This is a genomic window from Rohdeia mirabilis, from assembly GCA_007750655.1.
Lineage (GTDB): Bacteria > Planctomycetota > UBA1135 > UBA1135.
In genome coordinates this window covers 3,302,673-3,319,589 of record CP036290.1, presented here as the reverse complement: position 1 = coordinate 3,319,589, position 16,917 = coordinate 3,302,673, and the positions used below count along the sequence as shown (strand labels likewise).

The 16,917-nt window shown below is 69.4% G+C and carries 9 protein-coding genes; 3 read left to right on the top strand and 6 right to left on the bottom strand.

Annotated elements, in window-relative coordinates; translation table 11 throughout:
- Window positions 1-40: 40 nt before the first annotated feature.
- The gene (locus Pla163_RS12370) at window positions 41-6,478 is read right to left on the bottom strand and encodes a transcription antitermination NusB family protein (RefSeq protein ID WP_145188693.1); all 6,438 of its coding nucleotides are present in this window, start codon (window positions 6,476-6,478) and stop codon (window positions 41-43) included.
- A gap of 432 nt (window positions 6,479-6,910) precedes the next feature.
- On the opposite strand from Pla163_RS12370, the gene Pla163_RS12365 reads away from it, so the two are divergent.
- From Pla163_RS12365 to Pla163_RS12355, 3 genes are read left to right on the top strand one after another with little or no spacing between them, the layout of a single operon-like run.
- On the top strand, window positions 6,911-7,216 hold the full coding sequence (locus tag Pla163_RS12365) for a hypothetical protein (protein WP_145188690.1): 306 nt from the start codon (window positions 6,911-6,913) through the stop codon (window positions 7,214-7,216).
- 58 nt (window positions 7,217-7,274) lie between these two features.
- Window positions 7,275-7,733, top strand: coding sequence for a hypothetical protein (locus tag Pla163_RS12360; protein ID WP_145188687.1), 459 nt, complete (start codon window positions 7,275-7,277; stop codon window positions 7,731-7,733).
- Between the two features lie 10 nt (window positions 7,734-7,743).
- On the top strand, window positions 7,744-8,520 hold the full coding sequence (locus Pla163_RS12355) for a class I SAM-dependent methyltransferase (RefSeq protein WP_145188684.1): 777 nt from the start codon (window positions 7,744-7,746) through the stop codon (window positions 8,518-8,520).
- A gap of 241 nt (window positions 8,521-8,761) precedes the next feature.
- Here the strand turns inward: Pla163_RS12355 and Pla163_RS12350 are convergent, their stop codons facing one another.
- The 5 genes from Pla163_RS12350 to hppD all read right to left on the bottom strand — a co-directional run bounded on the left by Pla163_RS12350 (window position 8,762) and on the right by hppD (window position 16,590).
- The gene (locus Pla163_RS12350; RefSeq protein ID WP_145188681.1) at window positions 8,762-11,746 is read right to left on the bottom strand and encodes a PQQ-binding-like beta-propeller repeat protein; all 2,985 of its coding nucleotides are present in this window, start codon (window positions 11,744-11,746) and stop codon (window positions 8,762-8,764) included.
- A gap of 359 nt (window positions 11,747-12,105) precedes the next feature.
- On the bottom strand, window positions 12,106-13,176 hold the full coding sequence (locus tag Pla163_RS12345; protein WP_145188678.1) for a hypothetical protein: 1,071 nt from the start codon (window positions 13,174-13,176) through the stop codon (window positions 12,106-12,108).
- Window positions 13,177-13,728: 552 nt separating this feature from the next.
- Window positions 13,729-14,019: a DUF7710 domain-containing protein gene (locus Pla163_RS12340; protein WP_419185880.1), complete on the bottom strand. Its 291-nt coding sequence runs from the start codon at window positions 14,017-14,019 to the stop codon at window positions 13,729-13,731.
- 12 nt (window positions 14,020-14,031) lie between these two features.
- Window positions 14,032-15,183 carry a homogentisate 1,2-dioxygenase gene (locus tag Pla163_RS12335; protein WP_145188672.1) on the bottom strand — a complete coding sequence of 384 codons (1,152 nt, stop codon included), beginning with the start codon at window positions 15,181-15,183 and terminating at the stop codon, window positions 14,032-14,034.
- A 318-nt stretch (window positions 15,184-15,501) separates the two neighbouring features.
- Entirely contained in the window at window positions 15,502-16,590 is a 1,089-nt protein-coding gene (gene hppD / locus Pla163_RS12330; RefSeq protein ID WP_145188669.1) for a 4-hydroxyphenylpyruvate dioxygenase, read from the bottom strand.
- Window positions 16,591-16,917 lie beyond the last annotated feature (327 nt).

Sequence of the window (16,917 nt, the reverse complement as noted above, 5' to 3'; positions counted from 1 at the left end):
GAGCGCGCCGCTCGTTCTTCGAACTTCGCGTGCCGACGACTCAGCGCGTCGGCGGATCGAGCTCGCGCACCACGGCGCCGTGCTCGTCGGAGAGCACGAGCACCGCGAAGCGCACCGCCCCGCTCGCGTTGTCGCCCGAGACCGAGGTGTAGTCGAAGCGCCCGCGCAGGTCGGTGTAGCCGTCCTTGTGGAAGCGCTCGCTGCCGTCAGCCTCCTTCGCGAAGACCTTCACGTAGACCTTGGACAGGGCTTCGCCGGTCTCCGAGCTCGAGACGCGCAGTTGGCCGAAGTTGTCCATCCACTGGACCTGCAGCGAACCGGCGAGGACGGTCTCGCGTCGCACCACTGCACCGGCGCGCACCTCGATCAGGACGTTCGAGTTGCGGAACTCGGCGGGCAGTTCGAAGTTCGTCGTCGCGCCGTCCGCCGCGAGGGCGAGCACGTCGCTGCGCAGCGGCTGCACGTAGCTGAACCCGCCCGCGCCGCCCTGCACGAACGGACTCGACGAGAACAGCACCTCGACGTCCATCGGGTAGTAACCGACCGTCACCTCCTCGAGGTTCTGGTGGGTGAGACGCACCGTGCGACCTTCGACGGCGAGGTCGAGCGCGGGTTCGCGGTCCGCGAGGGCGGTCTGTCGCTGATCGCGGTCGCCGTCGACGAGATCCGTACGCCAGGCGCCGCTCTCGACCTCGACGACCTGCGCGAGCACCTGCGCGAAGCGTTCGCGCCAGCGCGCGACCGGGTGGTCGCGGTAGCGCTCGGCGATCTCGCGGGCCACCTCGAGGTCCTGGTCGAAGAAGTCCAGATAGGCCGCCATGTAGTCGTACTGCAGGGTCGCATCGATCTGGTTCCGATCGATCGCTCCGAACAGCGTCAGAGCGTCCGCGACCCGATCCTGGAGGATCAGGTAGTGCACGACCTCGAGTCGGTCGTCCGCGTCGAGCGCGGGCTTCTGCGAGAGGCGGTCGAGCAGCGCGAAGTACTGCCGCGCGACGTCGTCGTTGAGGATCTTGCGCCGTTCACCGAATTGGTGCGCGCGCGCGTTAACGAGGGGATCGAACTCGAGGTGCTGGTAGGTGCGGCGCTCGACCGGATCGAGCTGCACCAGCGGCGAGTCCAGGTAGAGACCGAGGCGTCGGAGGTAGTCGGGGCGCTGGGCCAGGTACTGGGACGCCGTGCGATCCTCCTTGTGGTAGAGGCCGTAGGACCACAGCGTGCCGTCGAACGCGAGCTGCTCGCGCAGGGCGTCGATCAGCGCGTCGTAGCTCGTGCGGTCGCGCATGCGCCAAGCCACGCGCGACAGGTCGATCCGTTCGAGGTTCGCGGTCGACAGGAACGCGAGGACGTCCTCGAGCGTGCCGCGCTGGGACACGTACTCCCACGACGTGGTGTCGACGACGGTCGGCTCGGCGCGCACGGTGAAGGTCCGCGCGTCGGCGCTCGCGATCACCGCTTCGTCCTCGCTGACGTTGACCGGGTACTGCACGAACTCGCCCGTCGTCGGGAAGTAGAACGCGTACTCGTAGGTCGTCGTCGAGTAGGGGGCCAGCGCGATCGGCACGCCGCGCGTGACGAATCCGCCCTGGACCGGCATGGCGCCGCGTGGGATCTGCAGGAGGATCTCCAGTTCGCGCGGCGACGAGGTCGGGTTGGTGACCACCACGCGACAGCCGTAGGAGACGCCGGTCAGGAACTCGTCCGTGACGAAGGCGTCGCGGGCCACACCGTCGACCCAGCGCATCGGCTCGTCGAGTCGGTAGGCGTTCTGGCTGACGAGGATCGGCGCCGGATCGGTGGCGCGCGGCAGGCTCGCGAGCTCCTGGCGGACCAGGAGCAGCGGCGAGGCGGCCGTCAGCGTCAGGGACCCTGCGCTCGTGACGATCGCGTGCTCCGCGGCGTCGAACGGCAGGTCGAGCAGCGCCAGGGCGAGCAGGATCTCGTTGACGTGGCTCGCTACCTCGACGACGTGCGGCGAGACGAACGGCGTGCCTTCCACGTGCACCGCGAAGTCCGCCCAGAAGCGGTTGATGCCGACCAGGTCGGCCGTGTGCTCGGCGATCAGGCGCTGGTAGTAGTTGTGCTCGGCGAAGGTGCGCGTGGCGTCGAGCGGGCGGAAGAACCCGTCCGAGTTCGCGCGCGTGTCGGCGTCCGTACCGATGTAGCCGAGGCCCTCGAGCATGCGCTCCTGTTCCTCGAGTTCGAGTCCGGCGGAGAGCTCGTCCTTCAACTCGCGCAGCGCCGCCGCCGGATCCTCGGCGGGAGGGGCGGACGGGGGAATGCCGCGGCCCGGGGGGACCGTGTCACCGGCGCCCCGGTAGCTTCCGCCGCCGTCCTGCGCCCAGCGATCATTCGCGCTCGCCGTTTCGGGTCCGCGGGGGCGCGCCAGCTTGTCGTCCGCCGAGAGCGATCGACCCGCGAGTGCGCCGCGGAAGTGCAGATCGACGAGGCTCCGATCGTTCGGGCGCGCGGCCAACAGGTCGCGCACGTGCCGGCGACCCGCTTCGGTGCGCTCGGTGATCCGCCGGGTCAGGAGGATGCGCTCGAGCACGTTGAGGCGTTCGAACGCCCACGGATCCAGGAACTCGCCGAGGTCCTCGTCGAGCAGGTAGTGGTCGAGGAACGTGCGGTCGCGCTTGTTCGCGAGGTACGGGCGCACGATCTCGTCGAAGAATGCGGGATCCTTCTCGTGGACGAAGAAGTTGAACTCGTGGCAGGCGTGCTCGGAGTACTTCGCGAGTTGCTCCTCGCGCGTCAGGCTCGGCCAGCGCACGAGGAACTCGAACGTCGCGAGGTCGTCGTCTCCGGACTGGGTGCGCAGCAGTTCGAAGACCTCCGCCAGCGAGCCGTAGCTCTGCAGTCGCGCCGTCGAGCGGTCCGCGATCGTCGCCACTTCGCCCGCCGCGAGCACGTCGATCGAGCGACGTTCACCGACGGCCGCCGCGGGGTCGAGGCCGTCGACCAGCCGCAGGTCGCGCGGCTCGAACGGCAGCTGTTCGAGCGCGACCCAGCTGCTGATGGTGTCGTTGCCGTCGCAGACCACCGCGTGGACGTGTTGCCCGCTTCCGAGGTTCGCGAGCGGCACGCGCACGACTCCGTCGGCGTCGGGCACGAGGTTGGCGAGCACCACGGCGCCGCGCGGGAGGAAGTCGACGTTCGTCCAGGCCGAGTACTCGTCCTGCTGCTGCGAACGGTCTGCGGCACGACCGCCGCGGCGACCACCGAGTTTGCCGCTCGCACCACCGGCACCGCCTCCGAGGCCGATGGCGTCGTTGAAGTTCTCGCTCGACAGGCCGATGTCCCACGGGTTCAGCAGCAGCGCCGGACGCCGCAGCATGTTGCCGGGGAAGATGCGCGCGAGGCGGCGTTCGAGGATGTAACGCAGCTCGTCGCCGATGTCGCGCTCGGCGTTGAAGTCCGACCGCGGCGCGCCCACGTCGAAACCGTCCACGGTGTCGGTGGGCGCGAGGTACAGGTGGTCGAACCCGTCGTAGGCGGGCAGGTAGCGCGTGGCCCACAGGTGCACGCGCGTCGTCGGGGTCGCGCCGCCGATGCGCACGACCATGTCGTCGCCCTCGGGCGCGAGAGCCACCAGTTGGAGCGGGAGCGTGCGGCTCAGCTCGAGCGCGAGCGGGCCGCCGCGCGACCAGCCGTCGTCGCGCACGCCGGGCGCGACGAGGACTTCGATGGACCAGTTCTCGCGCGTGAAGCGCAGGCGGTACTGGCCCGGCTCGAGGCCGTTCAGCTCGAAGTAGCGCGCACGCAGGCTCACCGCCTCGAAACGATCGCGCAGCGGGACGCCGGCGCGCAGGGCGACCAACGACACGTCCTCGCGGCACAGGGTCGTCGCGCCGCCGGGGTGGGGGACGCGCAGGGTCTCGCCGGCCACCCCGTGCACCGTCGCCGGCAGGGTGCGCCGCGCTTCGTCGAGGGTCCAGAGGTGGGTGCCGACGGTCGGGGTCGTGGCGGTCATGCGCGTGATCCCGTCCAGTTGGCCGAGATCGATGCGGCCGTTCGCGTCGGTCTCGAGCTGGACCTCGAACGTGTCCGTGAAGTCGGCGTGGTCGAGGCGCACGTTGACCACGAGGGCGGGGCGCGCTTCTCCGTTCTTGCCGAGCATGTCGAGGTGGAAGCCGCTCGCGCTGCGTGACAGCAGGCCGCCGGCGGTGCGGTTCGCCGACTCGATCCCGTTCAGTTCGAAGGTGACGGGGGTGGCGGTGAGCCGCTGGTCCTCTCCGCCGGTCGCGCTCTTCACGGTGCCGCTCAGGGCGACGGTCAGGCTGACGAGGCGCTCGGGAACGGCGATCTCGTGCACGAACTCGGACGCGAGGTCGAACTCGACGTCGCGCACGTTCGTCGAGGTCAGCGTCCCGTCCACGTCGCGGGCGGAGATCTCGAGCACGGCGTCCTCGAGCAGTTCGAGGGCGGCCGGTCCACCCTGGGAGAGGCGCAGGCGGGGACGCACGAGGATGCTCGCGTTGCGTCCTTCGAGCAGCTCCTCGCGCTCGACGAAGATGCCGGCCTCGAGGGCGTAGTCCTCGGCGCGGTGCGAGAACGTGGCCAACGCGGTGCGCTCGCCGGCCATCACCACCAGGCGGCGGCTCCCCGGGCTGGTCGTGAAGGGGATCGTCACGTTCCCGCGCTCGTCCGCGGCGAAACGGCGCCCGCCGAACTGGATCTGCGCGTCCGGGCGGCGCTGTCCGGTCTCGTCGAAGACGGTGAAGACGTGACCCGCCGCGCCGATGCGTTCGCTGGTCTCGAGGTCGCCCTTGCGAACGACGACGCGGCTGGCGGAGCCGTTGCCGATGAACTCGACGACCCACAGTCCGGGACCGGCGAGCTCGGGGAAGTCGAAGGTGCGGCGCACGCGGCGCAGGGCCGGCGCGTCGAAGGTCGTGGTGCGCTCGATCCCTGCGACCAGTCCGTCCAGGTCGATGTCCGGGCCCACCTCACGGCCCTCGTCCGCGTACCAGTCGACGGCGTCGATCCGGAAGACCTTGGTGATCAGGGTCTCGACGTTCTTGACGTCCAGCGCGATCGAGACCGGCTCGTCGGCCGCGAAGAAGGTGTTCTGGGTGGCGGGGAACTCGAGGTCCACGCGCCGCTCGAGCTGTTCGTAGTAGGTCGGATCGTCGAGCAGCGAGTACCAGCGCTCGCGGTCGGCGGCCGATTCGTCGCCCGTCGCGTTCGTGATCTTGACCTCGGCGAACCAGCGCGCGAGCCAGTCGCTGTCGATCAGGTCTTCGAAGCTCGAGAACGAGTCGGCGTCCACGAACAGCGCCGCGAGGCAGGCGCGCACGAGCGGTTCGTCGCTCGCGATGCGCGGCAGGCCGTGCGCGTACTGCTGGCCGAGGGCGACGGCGTTGGCGTCACCGGCGCGGCGTTCGCGCAGGGGGCGCGGCGCGAAGCTGTAGCGGTGCGGAAGGGTCAGGTAGCTGCGCAGGCGTTCGCGGTCGACGCGACCCTGGGAGAGGTCGAACCGCAGGCGGTGGAAGAGGACCTGAGCGCGCAGCGAGTTGAACGCCGGGCCGAGGCGGCGCGTGAACGCGTCGAGCCGTTCGAGGTGCGCGGCGCGGACGGCGGGATCGCGCGCCACGTCCTCGTGCACGCCGGGGGCGAGTCGTGCCAGCCACGTGTTCACGAACTCGGCGCTGGTGAGCAGATCGGGTCGCAGTCGCGCACACTCCTCGAGCTGGGGAAGCGTGAGTTGCGCGTGCAGGGCGAGCGTTCCGAAGCGACGACCGCGCTTCTCGTCGAGGTGCCGCACGACCAACGCCGGGAGGCCGGGAAGGTCGGTGCGATCGAGGCGGTTCAGGAGGCTGTCGAGGCGGCGGTCGTCCAGGTCGACGCCTTCGATGCGGCCGGTGACGAGGTCGGCGAGCGCGTGGGTGCGGAAGCCGTCCGTGTCGCGCTGGTGCTGTTCGAGCGCGCGCCGAACGAAGGCCGCGCGCGACACCAGGTCGGCATCGAGCGCGGTCGGCAGGGGATCCCGCTCGCCGGGGATGAGCGGCTGGTGGGAGAAACTGAGGTCGAGCTCGTCGACCAGACTGCGGTAGGTGCGTCCCGGGTCGCGGCCGAAGAGCAGGAGCGCTTGGCGCTGCTCGATCATGTCGTGGCGCCAGGTGCGACCGTGCCGTTCGCGCCACTGCTCGAGCAGCGCGGGCACCGCGTCGAGGTCGCCGATGTGCTGGGCCTCGAGCGCGTGGAAGTAGTAGAAGTCCTCCGTGCCGGGGATCAGCTGGCCGAGGATCGCCGCGCGGTCGGTCGCCAGCGCGAAGTCCTCGACGAAGCCGATCTCGTGGCCCTGGGCGCGCGCGCTCGAGGCGAGCAGGAGGACGGCGGCGCAGGCCGCGAGAACGGCGGCGGCGAGGCGCGGGGCGGCGAGCGAGCGCGGCACGGCGAGGGCGCTGCTGCTGGCGGCGGGGCGGGCGAGGGCGAGAGCGCGGAACTGTCGGTCGCGGAAGTCTTGATCGAGCATGGTCGTGCGTGGTCGGTTCGAGGCGTGGACGGGCCCAGTCTGGACCTCGTCCGGCCCGTCAACGTCGCCGATGCCGATCAGCTCGGAGGAATGTCCCGGAATGAGGCGCGACGGGGGGCGGGCTCCCACCCGTACGGTGTCGCACACCACTGCGGTGGTCGACCAGACAGAAGTGCCGCAGCAATCCGAGCTCGGCCGGGCTGGCGGCTCCACCAGGACGCGGGACGGGCCCGGGCCTGCGGGCCGCTCTGGTCGCGTGTCCTGCACGCGCCGACCGGTCCCCGTTCGTCGGGTGAGTCACTCTGCTCCGGTACTTCTGTCGGGTCGACCTCCGCAGTGGTGTGCGACACCGTATCGCCGTCTGTCGGGTCGACCACCGCAGTGGTGTGCGACACCGTATCGCGCGCCGTATCGCGGCCTAACATCGGGGCCATGCACGCCGCCCACGATCCGATGGCCGTCCACCCGTTCCGCAGCGCGCTGTTCGCCGGGCTGCTGTTGATTCCAGCCGCCTGTTCGGACCCGCCGGACGCGGATGTGGCACTGATCGTCACCGGCTCGGCGCGCGGACCCGTCTACGAGACGGCGGGCCACACGGTCGAAGTGCGCGGCCTCGAGCTGTTCTTCGACGGGAGGGTCGTGGCGACGCTCGCGGCCGACGACGTCGTGCAGGTGCGAACGGTCGACGGCGTGGTCACGCTCGAGCGCGAGGGCGAGAGGATCGCGGTGCCGGAGTGACGGCGGTCGTCGTCGAGCCGCGTCGAATGCCGACGCCGTCCACCGCGTATCGAAGCGCATGAACTCCGAGGCACTCGCTCCGGCCGACTTCGACCAGCTCCAGTACGTGGGCAGGATCCTCCTGGTCTGGGTCGTTTTCGTGGCGGGGACGGGGGTGGTTCTGGTGTGGAAGCCGGGTCCGCGCTGGGACGTTCTGCTGCTCGTCGTCGGGACGCTGCTCCAGGCGCTCTTCGTCGCCGTTTGCTTGCAGCCATGGACCTGGACGGCGGAGCACCTCGCCGACCCGAGGCCCTGGATCTTCGCCTGCGCTGGCACGGGCATCGTCGTGATGAACGCGCTGCAGTGGTCGCTGCGCTGCCCGCGTTGCGGAACGAGGGGCATTCGACTCGGCATCGAGGATGGGCTGTTCCGTGCAGCGAGAAGGAAGAGCCGCGGCCCGTGCCACCGCTGCACGGCGTCGATCGCCAATGGGGAGTCGGAACGGGCAGCGGCTGATGGCGGTTCGACGTCGCGCTAGGATCGCCCACATGCCGTCCGATCCCGCTGCAACCGGTGCCCTCGACGCCGACTTTCCCGACCACTTCTCGGGCCACGCCGCGGACTACGCCAAGGCGCGGCCGACCTATCCGGCCGAGTTGTTCGCGCACCTCGCGTCGATCGTTCCCGCGTGCGGCCTCGCGTGGGACGTGGGGGCGGGGAGCGGACAGTCGGCCTGCGCGCTCGCCGAGCACATGCAGCGCGTCGTCGCCACCGACGCCAGCGCGGAGCAGCTCGCCGCCGCGCGTCCGCACCCACGGGTGACGTACTTGGAAGCGCGCGCGGAAGGTTCACCGCTCGACGACGCGAGTGTCGATCTCGTCACGGTCGCCCAGGCGCTCCACTGGTTCGACATCGATGCCTTCCACGCCGAGGTGCGCCGCGTCGCCAGGCCGGGCGCGATCCTGGCGGAGTGGAGCTACGACCTGATGACAGTCGAGCCCGCCGTCGACGCCGTCGTGCGCCACCTGTACCGCGCTGTGGTCGGGAGCTACTGGCCGCCCGAGCGCATCCACGTGGAGGACGGCTACGCGAAGCTGGCGTTCCCGTTCGAGCGCGTCGAGACGTCCGAATTCGCGATGGAGCTCGAGTGGACGCTCGAGCAACTGCTCGCCTACCTGGGCACCTGGTCGAGCGTGCGCCGCTTCATCGACGCGCGCGGCGAGGATCCCGTCGCGGCGCTACGGCCCGAGTTCGACGCCGCTTGGGGGCTCGACGAGCGGCGCCTCGTGTGCTGGCCGCTCGCGTTGCGGGTGGGTCGGGTCTGACGACTCCATACGGTGTCGCACACCACAGCGGTGGTCGACCACGAGGAAGTACCGCAGCAATCGGCGCTCGAACGGGCTGGCGGCTCCACCAGGACGCTGGACGGGCCGAGCCCTGCAGGCCGTTCTGGTCGCGAGTCCTGCACGCCCCGACGGGTCGCCGTTCGCCGGGTGAGTCACTTTGCTCCGGTACTTCTGTCGGGTCGACCTCCGCAGTGGTGTGCGACACCGTAGGACGGAAAGCTCAGTCGCGGCCGACCACGGTCCGAGCGTGTTCGACCGCGAGCCGGCCCGCTTCGCTCGGGGACAGTCCGAAGTGCTTCTCGAAGTCCATGCCTTCCGTGCCGCGATAGAAGGCGAGGGTGTACTCGATGAAGGCGTCGCGGTACTTCCCGTTCTCACCGTGGTAGAGGAACGACGCCAGTGCATTGGACTGGGCGTAGAACAGCCCCATCCCGTCCACCGGCATGATGCGGCCCAGACTCCACGTCAGCGCGATCGCTGCCGGCTCGATCATCAACAAGCCCATGCGACGCGCTTGCTTGAGTTCGGTCAGCATGTCCCAGGGCAGGAGCACGTCGGCCGACGCGTTCGCCACGACGTCGAGGAGGTTGCTGCGCGAGTCGAGCTCGCCGGTCACGCCCAGCCTCTCGTCCACGCGGAAGTCCTGCACGAAACACGCGAACCCCTCGACGATCCAGAAACCGTCCTGATCGGTCCTCAGCTGCTTCGACTGCTCGTCCGAAATGCCGGGACAGCGCTCCGACATCCACTGGTGGGCGAGTTCGTGGCGGAACGTCTGTTGAGCGCTCTCCCAGTCGCCCTCGCCGGCCGGTAGGAACAGCCGCACCACACCCGTCTGCGGATCGTAGTGACCGGCCGTCCACGACAGTCCGGTCGCCACACGCTGGTCACCACCGGAGCTCTGCTTCAAGTACTGCGACTTGGACTCGTACAGGTAGACCACCATGCGGTGCTCGGCGCTGCGCGCGTGCTCGCCTCCCGCGAACAGCCCCTCCAGAAGGCTGCACACGTGTTCGCCCACCGCCACGCACGTCGCGATCGCGCCCGGTTGGTCGAGGGACGAGATCACGAACAGGTTCTCGCTCTCGAAGCCCACGACGTCGTCGCCGCCCCACGCGGTCGCCATGCCCAAACGGCGCTCCTCCCAGGTCATCGTGGCCTGGTCCTCGGGCGGCGGCTCGACCACGCGGATCGTGTGGGCGCTCGTGGAGCGCGCGAACGCGAGCCAGTCGCGCAGATCGGCTCGCAGCGGAAGATCGATGCCCTCGGGCAGGAGCGCCTGCACGTCGCGGCGCACGTCTTCCAGACCGACCGAGCGGTCGAGCATCGCCACGAGCATGGCCTGGTGCACGGCGTCGAACGTCGCCTCGTCCGGACGAACCGAAGCGAGCGCGCGCACCCACGTGTCGAAGCGCGTCTTCGAGAACTGCGACTCGTACTCGTCGAAGCGTTCGGCCTGCTTCGAGCTCACCGACTCGGGCTTCGCCCGCAACTGCGCGAGCTCTTCGACGAGGTCGTCCACGTCCTCGCCGATGCGCTGGCCGCGAGCGATGGCGCGCGTGATGCGATCCGGATCGTTCGAGCGCTCGGCCGCGTTCGCATAGCGTGAGAACTCGCGCGCTTCGAGAGCTCCGACCACGGCGTCGATGCCCGGCCCGACCGCGCGCGCGGCGCCGAGCCGGTGGACGGTCCCGTCCTCTGCGCCCAGGAACCACACGTCCGCCGCGGCCACGTCGCGCTCCTTCGTGCCGCGAATCTCGACGACGTTGCCACCCACGATCGCGTACGTGCCCGGATCGACCTCGCCGTCGGAGCGCACGAGGACGCCGTCGAACGGTTCCACGTCCTGCTCGTCGGTGGCGGATCGGGTGGCCCCTTTCGCCGTCGCCTCGGACTCGAACGGACGCACGCGCCAGCGTTCGACGCGACCGTCGTCGAAGACCGCCACCACGCCCTGTTCGGCCGGGAGGAGCGCAGCACGTTCCAGCGCAGGAACGTGCCACAGCACCCGCCCAGTCTCGGGGTGCCAGGCGCGGCCGGCGAGGAGCACCACGTCCCGGCCCCAGGTGGCACCGCGGAACAGTGGCAGCAGGTGCTCGTGGAGGCCCGGGCCACAGATGCCGATCTCGGTGGCCGTGCGGCGGCCGAAGCTCTTGCGCGAGTGTTCGACCAGGAAGACGCCTTGGCCCTCGTCGCCCGCATCCACATGGCCGATGACCGACGAGTCGCGCGCGGCCACGGGGTAGCGTGTGACGAACGCTCCCTCGATGGGATCGCCGTCACCGTCGTAGCCGATCCCGCTGATCAGGTTGCCTTCGATCTCGTCGATGCCGTCCTCGCTCCAGAACATCAGACCGCCCTGGAACGGTGACACGACGATCTGCTGCAGGTTCGGCCACGAGTCGCGGAATGCGATTCGGAGTCGGTCCTGGTAGCGCGACGTGACGACCGGCTCTTCCGAGCGCAGCGGGTCGAAGGCGGCGGCCATCGGTCGACCGGAGGCGCCGTGGTCGTTCGACGTCAGGAACCCGATCGAGAGTCGGCCCTGGTCGGCGTACGGCCCGCTGTCGATGTAGAGCGCGCTGACGACCGAGCCGTACTCTCGGCTCGGATAGCGCGCCGCCTCGCGCTCCCGGAGGTAGCGGCCGTCGAGGCGCAGGATGCTCGCGCCCTCACCGACGAAGACGTCGTCGCCGACCACGAAGGGTGCGCCGACGAAGCCGCTGTCGGCGCTGTAGGTCGCGAGTCGGCGCAGGCCTTTCGTGCTGAGCTCGAACGCGTTGAGCTGGTCGATCGCGGAGCGCAGGACGAGGACGTCGCCCTTGAGGTGGGGGAAGCAGCCGTCGCGGACCTCGAAGTCGCGGTCGGCGACGGCTTCACCGGTCTCGAGGTCGTAGACGGTGATCCGGTGCTCGCCGCGTGCGACGCGGGTCTCGAGCACGAGCACCTCGGTGTTGAACAGCGGCTCGCCCACGAGCGTGTCGCCGGTCTCGACGACGAACACCTGCTGGGCCGGGGCCTGGCGCGGAACCTCGGTGTGCGTCGCGCGCGAACGATCGGGCCCGCCGCCGATCGTCTGCCACTGGCCCGCGGGCGCGCGCAGATCGGACTGCGAGGTGAGGGCGGATTGGGCGTGAGCCGTGTGGGTGGGGGCGCCGACGAGGGTGACGAGCAGCGCGGCGAGCAGGGCCGTGGGGCGGAGCATGCGAGCGAGGGGCTGGAGGGAACGAGGGGGGATGCTAGCGCACGCGTCGTCGGCTCGCCCTGTTCGGGTCCTCGCTGGTAGCGGCTGTGGTGGCGCGGATGGTGATCGATGGCGCCCGCGGCCTCTCGGTCAGCCGACCCGGATCGCCCGCAGTGCCTCGCGGTACGACGCCCTCATTCGTGCTTCTCACCAAGTGGCCTGTCGACGGACCGGGAGTACCGCACACGCTGCGCCGTCTCATCCGGTCCCGGATACGTGGAGTGCATTGACGGTGCCTCGGACGCCGACCATGCGAGGCACGCTCGCACCGCTGGAGGGCAAGTTGGAGCGCGGCACCGAGTGGGTACGGCGCCGCATGCCTACCTTTGCGCCTCGATCCGCTGCCAATCCCGACCGTTCCACGCGGGGTCGGTGTTGATCTGCCAGTTCGCGTCGTCGTGCAGGACGTAGTGGCCCAGCCCGTCGGTGTACACGTTGTTGTAGTGGCTGGGTAGATCGACGGTGCCGCCGCCCGGTTCGACGTAGGTGGTGTGTTCGCGGATGCCGAGCACCGACGCCGACTGGCCCGCGTCACTCGCGGCGTTGCGGTCCTTCCAGCCCTGGAAGCTGATGTCGAGCACGTCCTGGGACTGGCTCGTGCGGGTCACCGCCGCCGAGCGCGCGGCCGCCGCCACCTTCGCCATCCCTTCGGCGACGAGCTGGCGATTGCGCTCCATGTACCAGCGCTGGATCGCTTCCTGCCAGGCGGGATCCACGCGCCTCGAACGCACGATGGCCGCCAACACCGGGTCGCTCGTCGGATCCGTGCCGACCGGTCCGAACACGGCGTACATGTGATCGAGGTTCCACATGGCGGCCGAGATCGCGCCGTTCGGATAGCGGTAGATGGCGCGGCGCACGGTCGCGAAGATCGTCGCCTCGATCCGGCGTCCTTCGTGGTCGTAGCGGATCACGAGCAGCCGCGCTTCTGCGTCGAACTCCTTCGTGCGACCGGTGCCGTACAGCTGGGCGTTCTCCTGCTGCGTGCTCGCGTATAGCGGTGCGAGCTGTTCGCGCAGTTGCTCGGTCGCTTCGGGGAGCACTTCTTCGGACACGATCTCGAGGTTCGTCACGCCGTCCGCGGGGAAGGCCTCGAACATGCGCTGCCAGTGTTCGCCGAGCGTGCGCGGGATCGGCACGAACGGGCGACCTTCGTGTGGCATGCCGAGCTCGCCGTACAGCCCGTCCGCCCAGCCGTACTCGAGCATGCCCCAGAAGCGCACGCCGCGTCCGTCGGGTGCGCGCACCGTCACGTCGCTGATCGTCGGGATCATGTGGAACGCCGGGCCGACCGCGGTGACGCCGCCCTCGAGGGTCCAGTCGTCGGGGACGAGCAGGCGGTACGCGACCATGTTGCGGCGCGCCGGGTCGGTGACCCTGTGCTCCTCCATGAGGACGGCGGGGGTGGGCGGGGTGGCGGGCTCGGCGTTGTCGGGGGTCGTCTTCGCTGGCTCGGTCGACGTGGTGGATGGGGCCGACGTGGTGGCGCCGTCAGCTTCGGACCTTGCAGCGGCTGCGGACGGCGTCGGGACGGGCGAGTCGGTCGCGCTGGTCGGGGCCTCATCACCCCCGCAGGCGGCGAGCGGGACGAACAGGAGTGCAGCGAGTGCAGAGCGATGGTTCAGCATGGGGCGGTACGGAGTCGCACACCACTGGGGTGGTCGACCACGAAGAAGTACCGCAGCAATCGGTGCTTGGCCCGGGCGGTGACTCCTCCAGCGGCGGGACGTTCGCCGGCGCGTCGCCACCACGAGCCTCCTGCCCGGGAGACTGCTCAAGAGCTCGCGACTCGTCGGGGTGGAGGATTGCTCCGGTACTTCTTCGTGGTCGACCACCCCAGTGGTGTGCGAAACCGTACGGCGACTATCAACGCCATGCCGCCTCGATCCTACCCTTCGCGTAGGTGACGCCAATCGTCACCGGGGGGCATCGGGCAGCGCGCGTCAGTTCGCCGACCCGTCCACGAAGTGGACGTGCCGCTGCGATGCGGTGGTGAATCCGCCGATGAAGCGCGGGTCGTCCCGTTTGGCGGCGAGCGTCTCGGGCTTCATGTTGGTGAGGCCCTCGCGGATCGCCCAGTGGAAGACGCCGACGTCGAGCGGGTACTCGGTGAGGACACCATTCAGCCGATTCCCGCTGATCCACTCCCGCGCGCTCGCTTCGGTCGTGAAGACGCCGCCAGCGAAGCGTGCCCCATCACCATGGAAGATCCAGACGGTTGCGGGTTCGGGCACGCGGCGGTCCATCTACTCCACCCAACTCGTGAAGTACCCCTCGTCCTCGTACTCCACCGCACCCTCGGCCACCTTCAGCGGCCGGAAGGTGTCGCACATGATGGCCAGCTCGTCGGTCCACGTGGCACCGATGCTGGCTTCGGTCTTGCCGGGCTGCGGACCGTGCGGCACGCCATCCGGGTGCAACGTGATGCTTCCGTACTCCACGCCCTTGCGGCTCATGAACTCCTTCGAGGCGTAGAAGATCACCTCGTCGCTCATGGCGTTGCTGTGGGCGTACGGCGCGGGAATCGCTCCCTCGCCGAAGTCGAACGGCCTGGGCGCGAACGTGCAGATGACGGCGCCCTCGGCCTCGAAGGTCTGGTGCACGGGCGGCGGCAGGTGGTAGCGACCGACCAGGGGCTCGAAGTCGCGCGCATTGAACGCGTAGGGGAAGTAGTAGCCGTCCCAGCCCACCACGTCGAAGGGGTGGTGCGCGAGCGAGTACTCGTGCAGCTGGCCAGCGTGCTTGACCATCACGGTCGCCGGGCCTGAGCGCTGGAAGAGGTCCTGGGGCGTGCGCAGGTCGCGCTCGGAGAACGGCGAACCCTCCTTCAGCTGACCCTGCTGGTTCTTGTAGCGGCGCGGCGTGGTCACGTGGCCGCGGAACTCGTGGACCAATACGCAGTGCTCGACTCCTTGCTTCGGCACGAGGCGGTGCACGATGCCGCGCGGGATCACCAGGTAATCCTCTCGCCGGTACTCGATCAGGCCGAACGCGGTCTCGAGCACGCCCTCTCCGTCCGCCACGTACAGCAGCTCGTCGCCCTCGCCGTTGCGGTAGCAGAAGTCCCCGGCCTCGGTCGGACGCGCGATCGAGATGACCACGTCGTCGTTGAAGAGCAGCGGCGTGCGTTGCTGGACCCAGTTGCCGCCGTGGGGGATCGGGCTCGTGCGGAAGTGCCGATTGCGGTGGTCCTTCGACGGCGCCTGCACCGGCGTCATGTCCGCCACCCAGCGCGTGTCCACGACCGCCGTCGGCTGCTCGGTGTGGTAGAGCAGGCTCGACGGGCCGTTGAAGCCGTAGTTGCCCACGAGCTCCTCGCGGTACAGCTCGCCGTCGGGGCGGCGCAGGACCTGGTGGCGCTTGCGCGGCAGCTCGCCGCGGGTCTGGTAGATCGGCATGCGGAGGGGCGCGGCCGGGCCGCAGGTTCGTACGGTGTCAGGCACCAGTTCGTCGATGGTCCGACGAAAGGTGCCGCACCAAGTTGGTCGGTCGAGCGGCGGATGGGGGTCAGACACCCTACGGTCGAGACACCGTACGGTCGCGGTGTCAGGTCGTATGGTGTCACGGTCGTACGGTGTCAGGTCGTACGGTGTCAGGCACCAGTTCGTCGATGGACCGACGAAAGGTGCCGCACCAAATTGGTCGGTCGATCCGGTACGGAGTCAGACCCCAACACGTCGGTGCGACGAACTGGAGTCAGACCCCAACCCGCGCGGTCAGAGGTTGCCGCGCAGGGCCTGCTCGCGCTCGATCGCCTCGAACAGCGCCTTGAAGTTGCCCGCGCCGAAGCCCTTGCAGCCCGCGCGCTGGATGAACTCGAAGAACACCGTCGGGCGGTCCTGCACGGGCTTGGTGAAGAGCTGCAAGAGGTACCCGTCCTCGTCGCGGTCGGCCAGGATGCCGAGGCGCTTGATCAGTTCGGTGTCCTCGCGCACTTCGCCCACGTGCTCCCAGATCGACTCGTAGTAGGTCTCGGGAACGTTCAGGAACTCGATGCCGCGGCGGCGCAGGTCGCTGACCGTGTGGCAGACGTCGTTCGTCGCCAGGGCCACGTGCTGCACGCCCGGACCCTCGTAGAAGTCGAGGTACTCCTCGATCTGGCTCTTCTTCTTGCCGTAGGCCGGCTCGTTGATCGGGAACTTGATGACCTGGTTGTCGTCGCTCATCACGACCGACATCAGCGAGCTGTACTCGGTCTTGATGGTCTCGTCGTCGAAGGTGATGTAGCGCTCGAAGCCGAGGACCTTCTCGTACCAGTCGCACCAGTGGTCCATCTTGCCGACCTCGACGTTGCCGACCACGTGGTCCACGTAGAGGATCCCCGCGCCTTCGCCCGTCTCGAAGCGCGGGTCGTAGCCGGGCAGGAACGGACCCTTGTAGTTCTGCTTGTCGATGAAGCTGTGGATCGTGTCGCCGTAGGTCTTGATCGCGGCGTGACGGATCGAGCCGTACTCGTCGCTGCGCGTGATCGGCTCCTGGGCGGACTCGGCGCCGCGGCGGATCGCTTCCGCGTAGGCGGCGTCCACGTCCTCGACCTCGAAGGCCACGTCGCGCACGCCGTCGCCGTGCTTCTTCGCGTGTTCGGCGATCAGCCCGGTGGACTGGTACGTGCTCGTCATCACGAACTGCGCCTTCCCCTGCTTCAGCGCGTACGAGACGATGTCGCGGTAGCCGGTCTCGAAGCCGAGATAGCCGATCAGGTCGAAGCCCATCGCCTGGCGGTAGAAGAAGGCCGCCTGCTTGGCGTTGCCCACGTAGAACTCGACGTGGTGGATGCGCTTGAGCGTGAGGGGGTTCGAAGTCATGGCTGGAGCGTCGTCGGGCTCGCGGCGAAGGGTCCTCGGAGGAAGGATCGGCGGAGCGGGTCGAGAGGGGGAGTCGGTGGAAGTCGGACCGGTGCGGGCGGGCCGCGGCGGTGCGTGTTCGGTGGAGTTCGAACGGTGGAGTTCGAACGGGGGTGCTCGAACGGTGGAGCTTGGCGGGTGGTGTGCGACCGGCGGAGCGCAGCGACCGGTTGGAACGCGGCGCGCGGGCGGTCGGTGAGCGGTGGAGGCGCGCGCCGGCCGCCGTGGCGAGGCGTTCCAGAGGCGGGGCGTCGGTGGATGGGTGGGGCGCGGAGCGGTTCGAGGCCC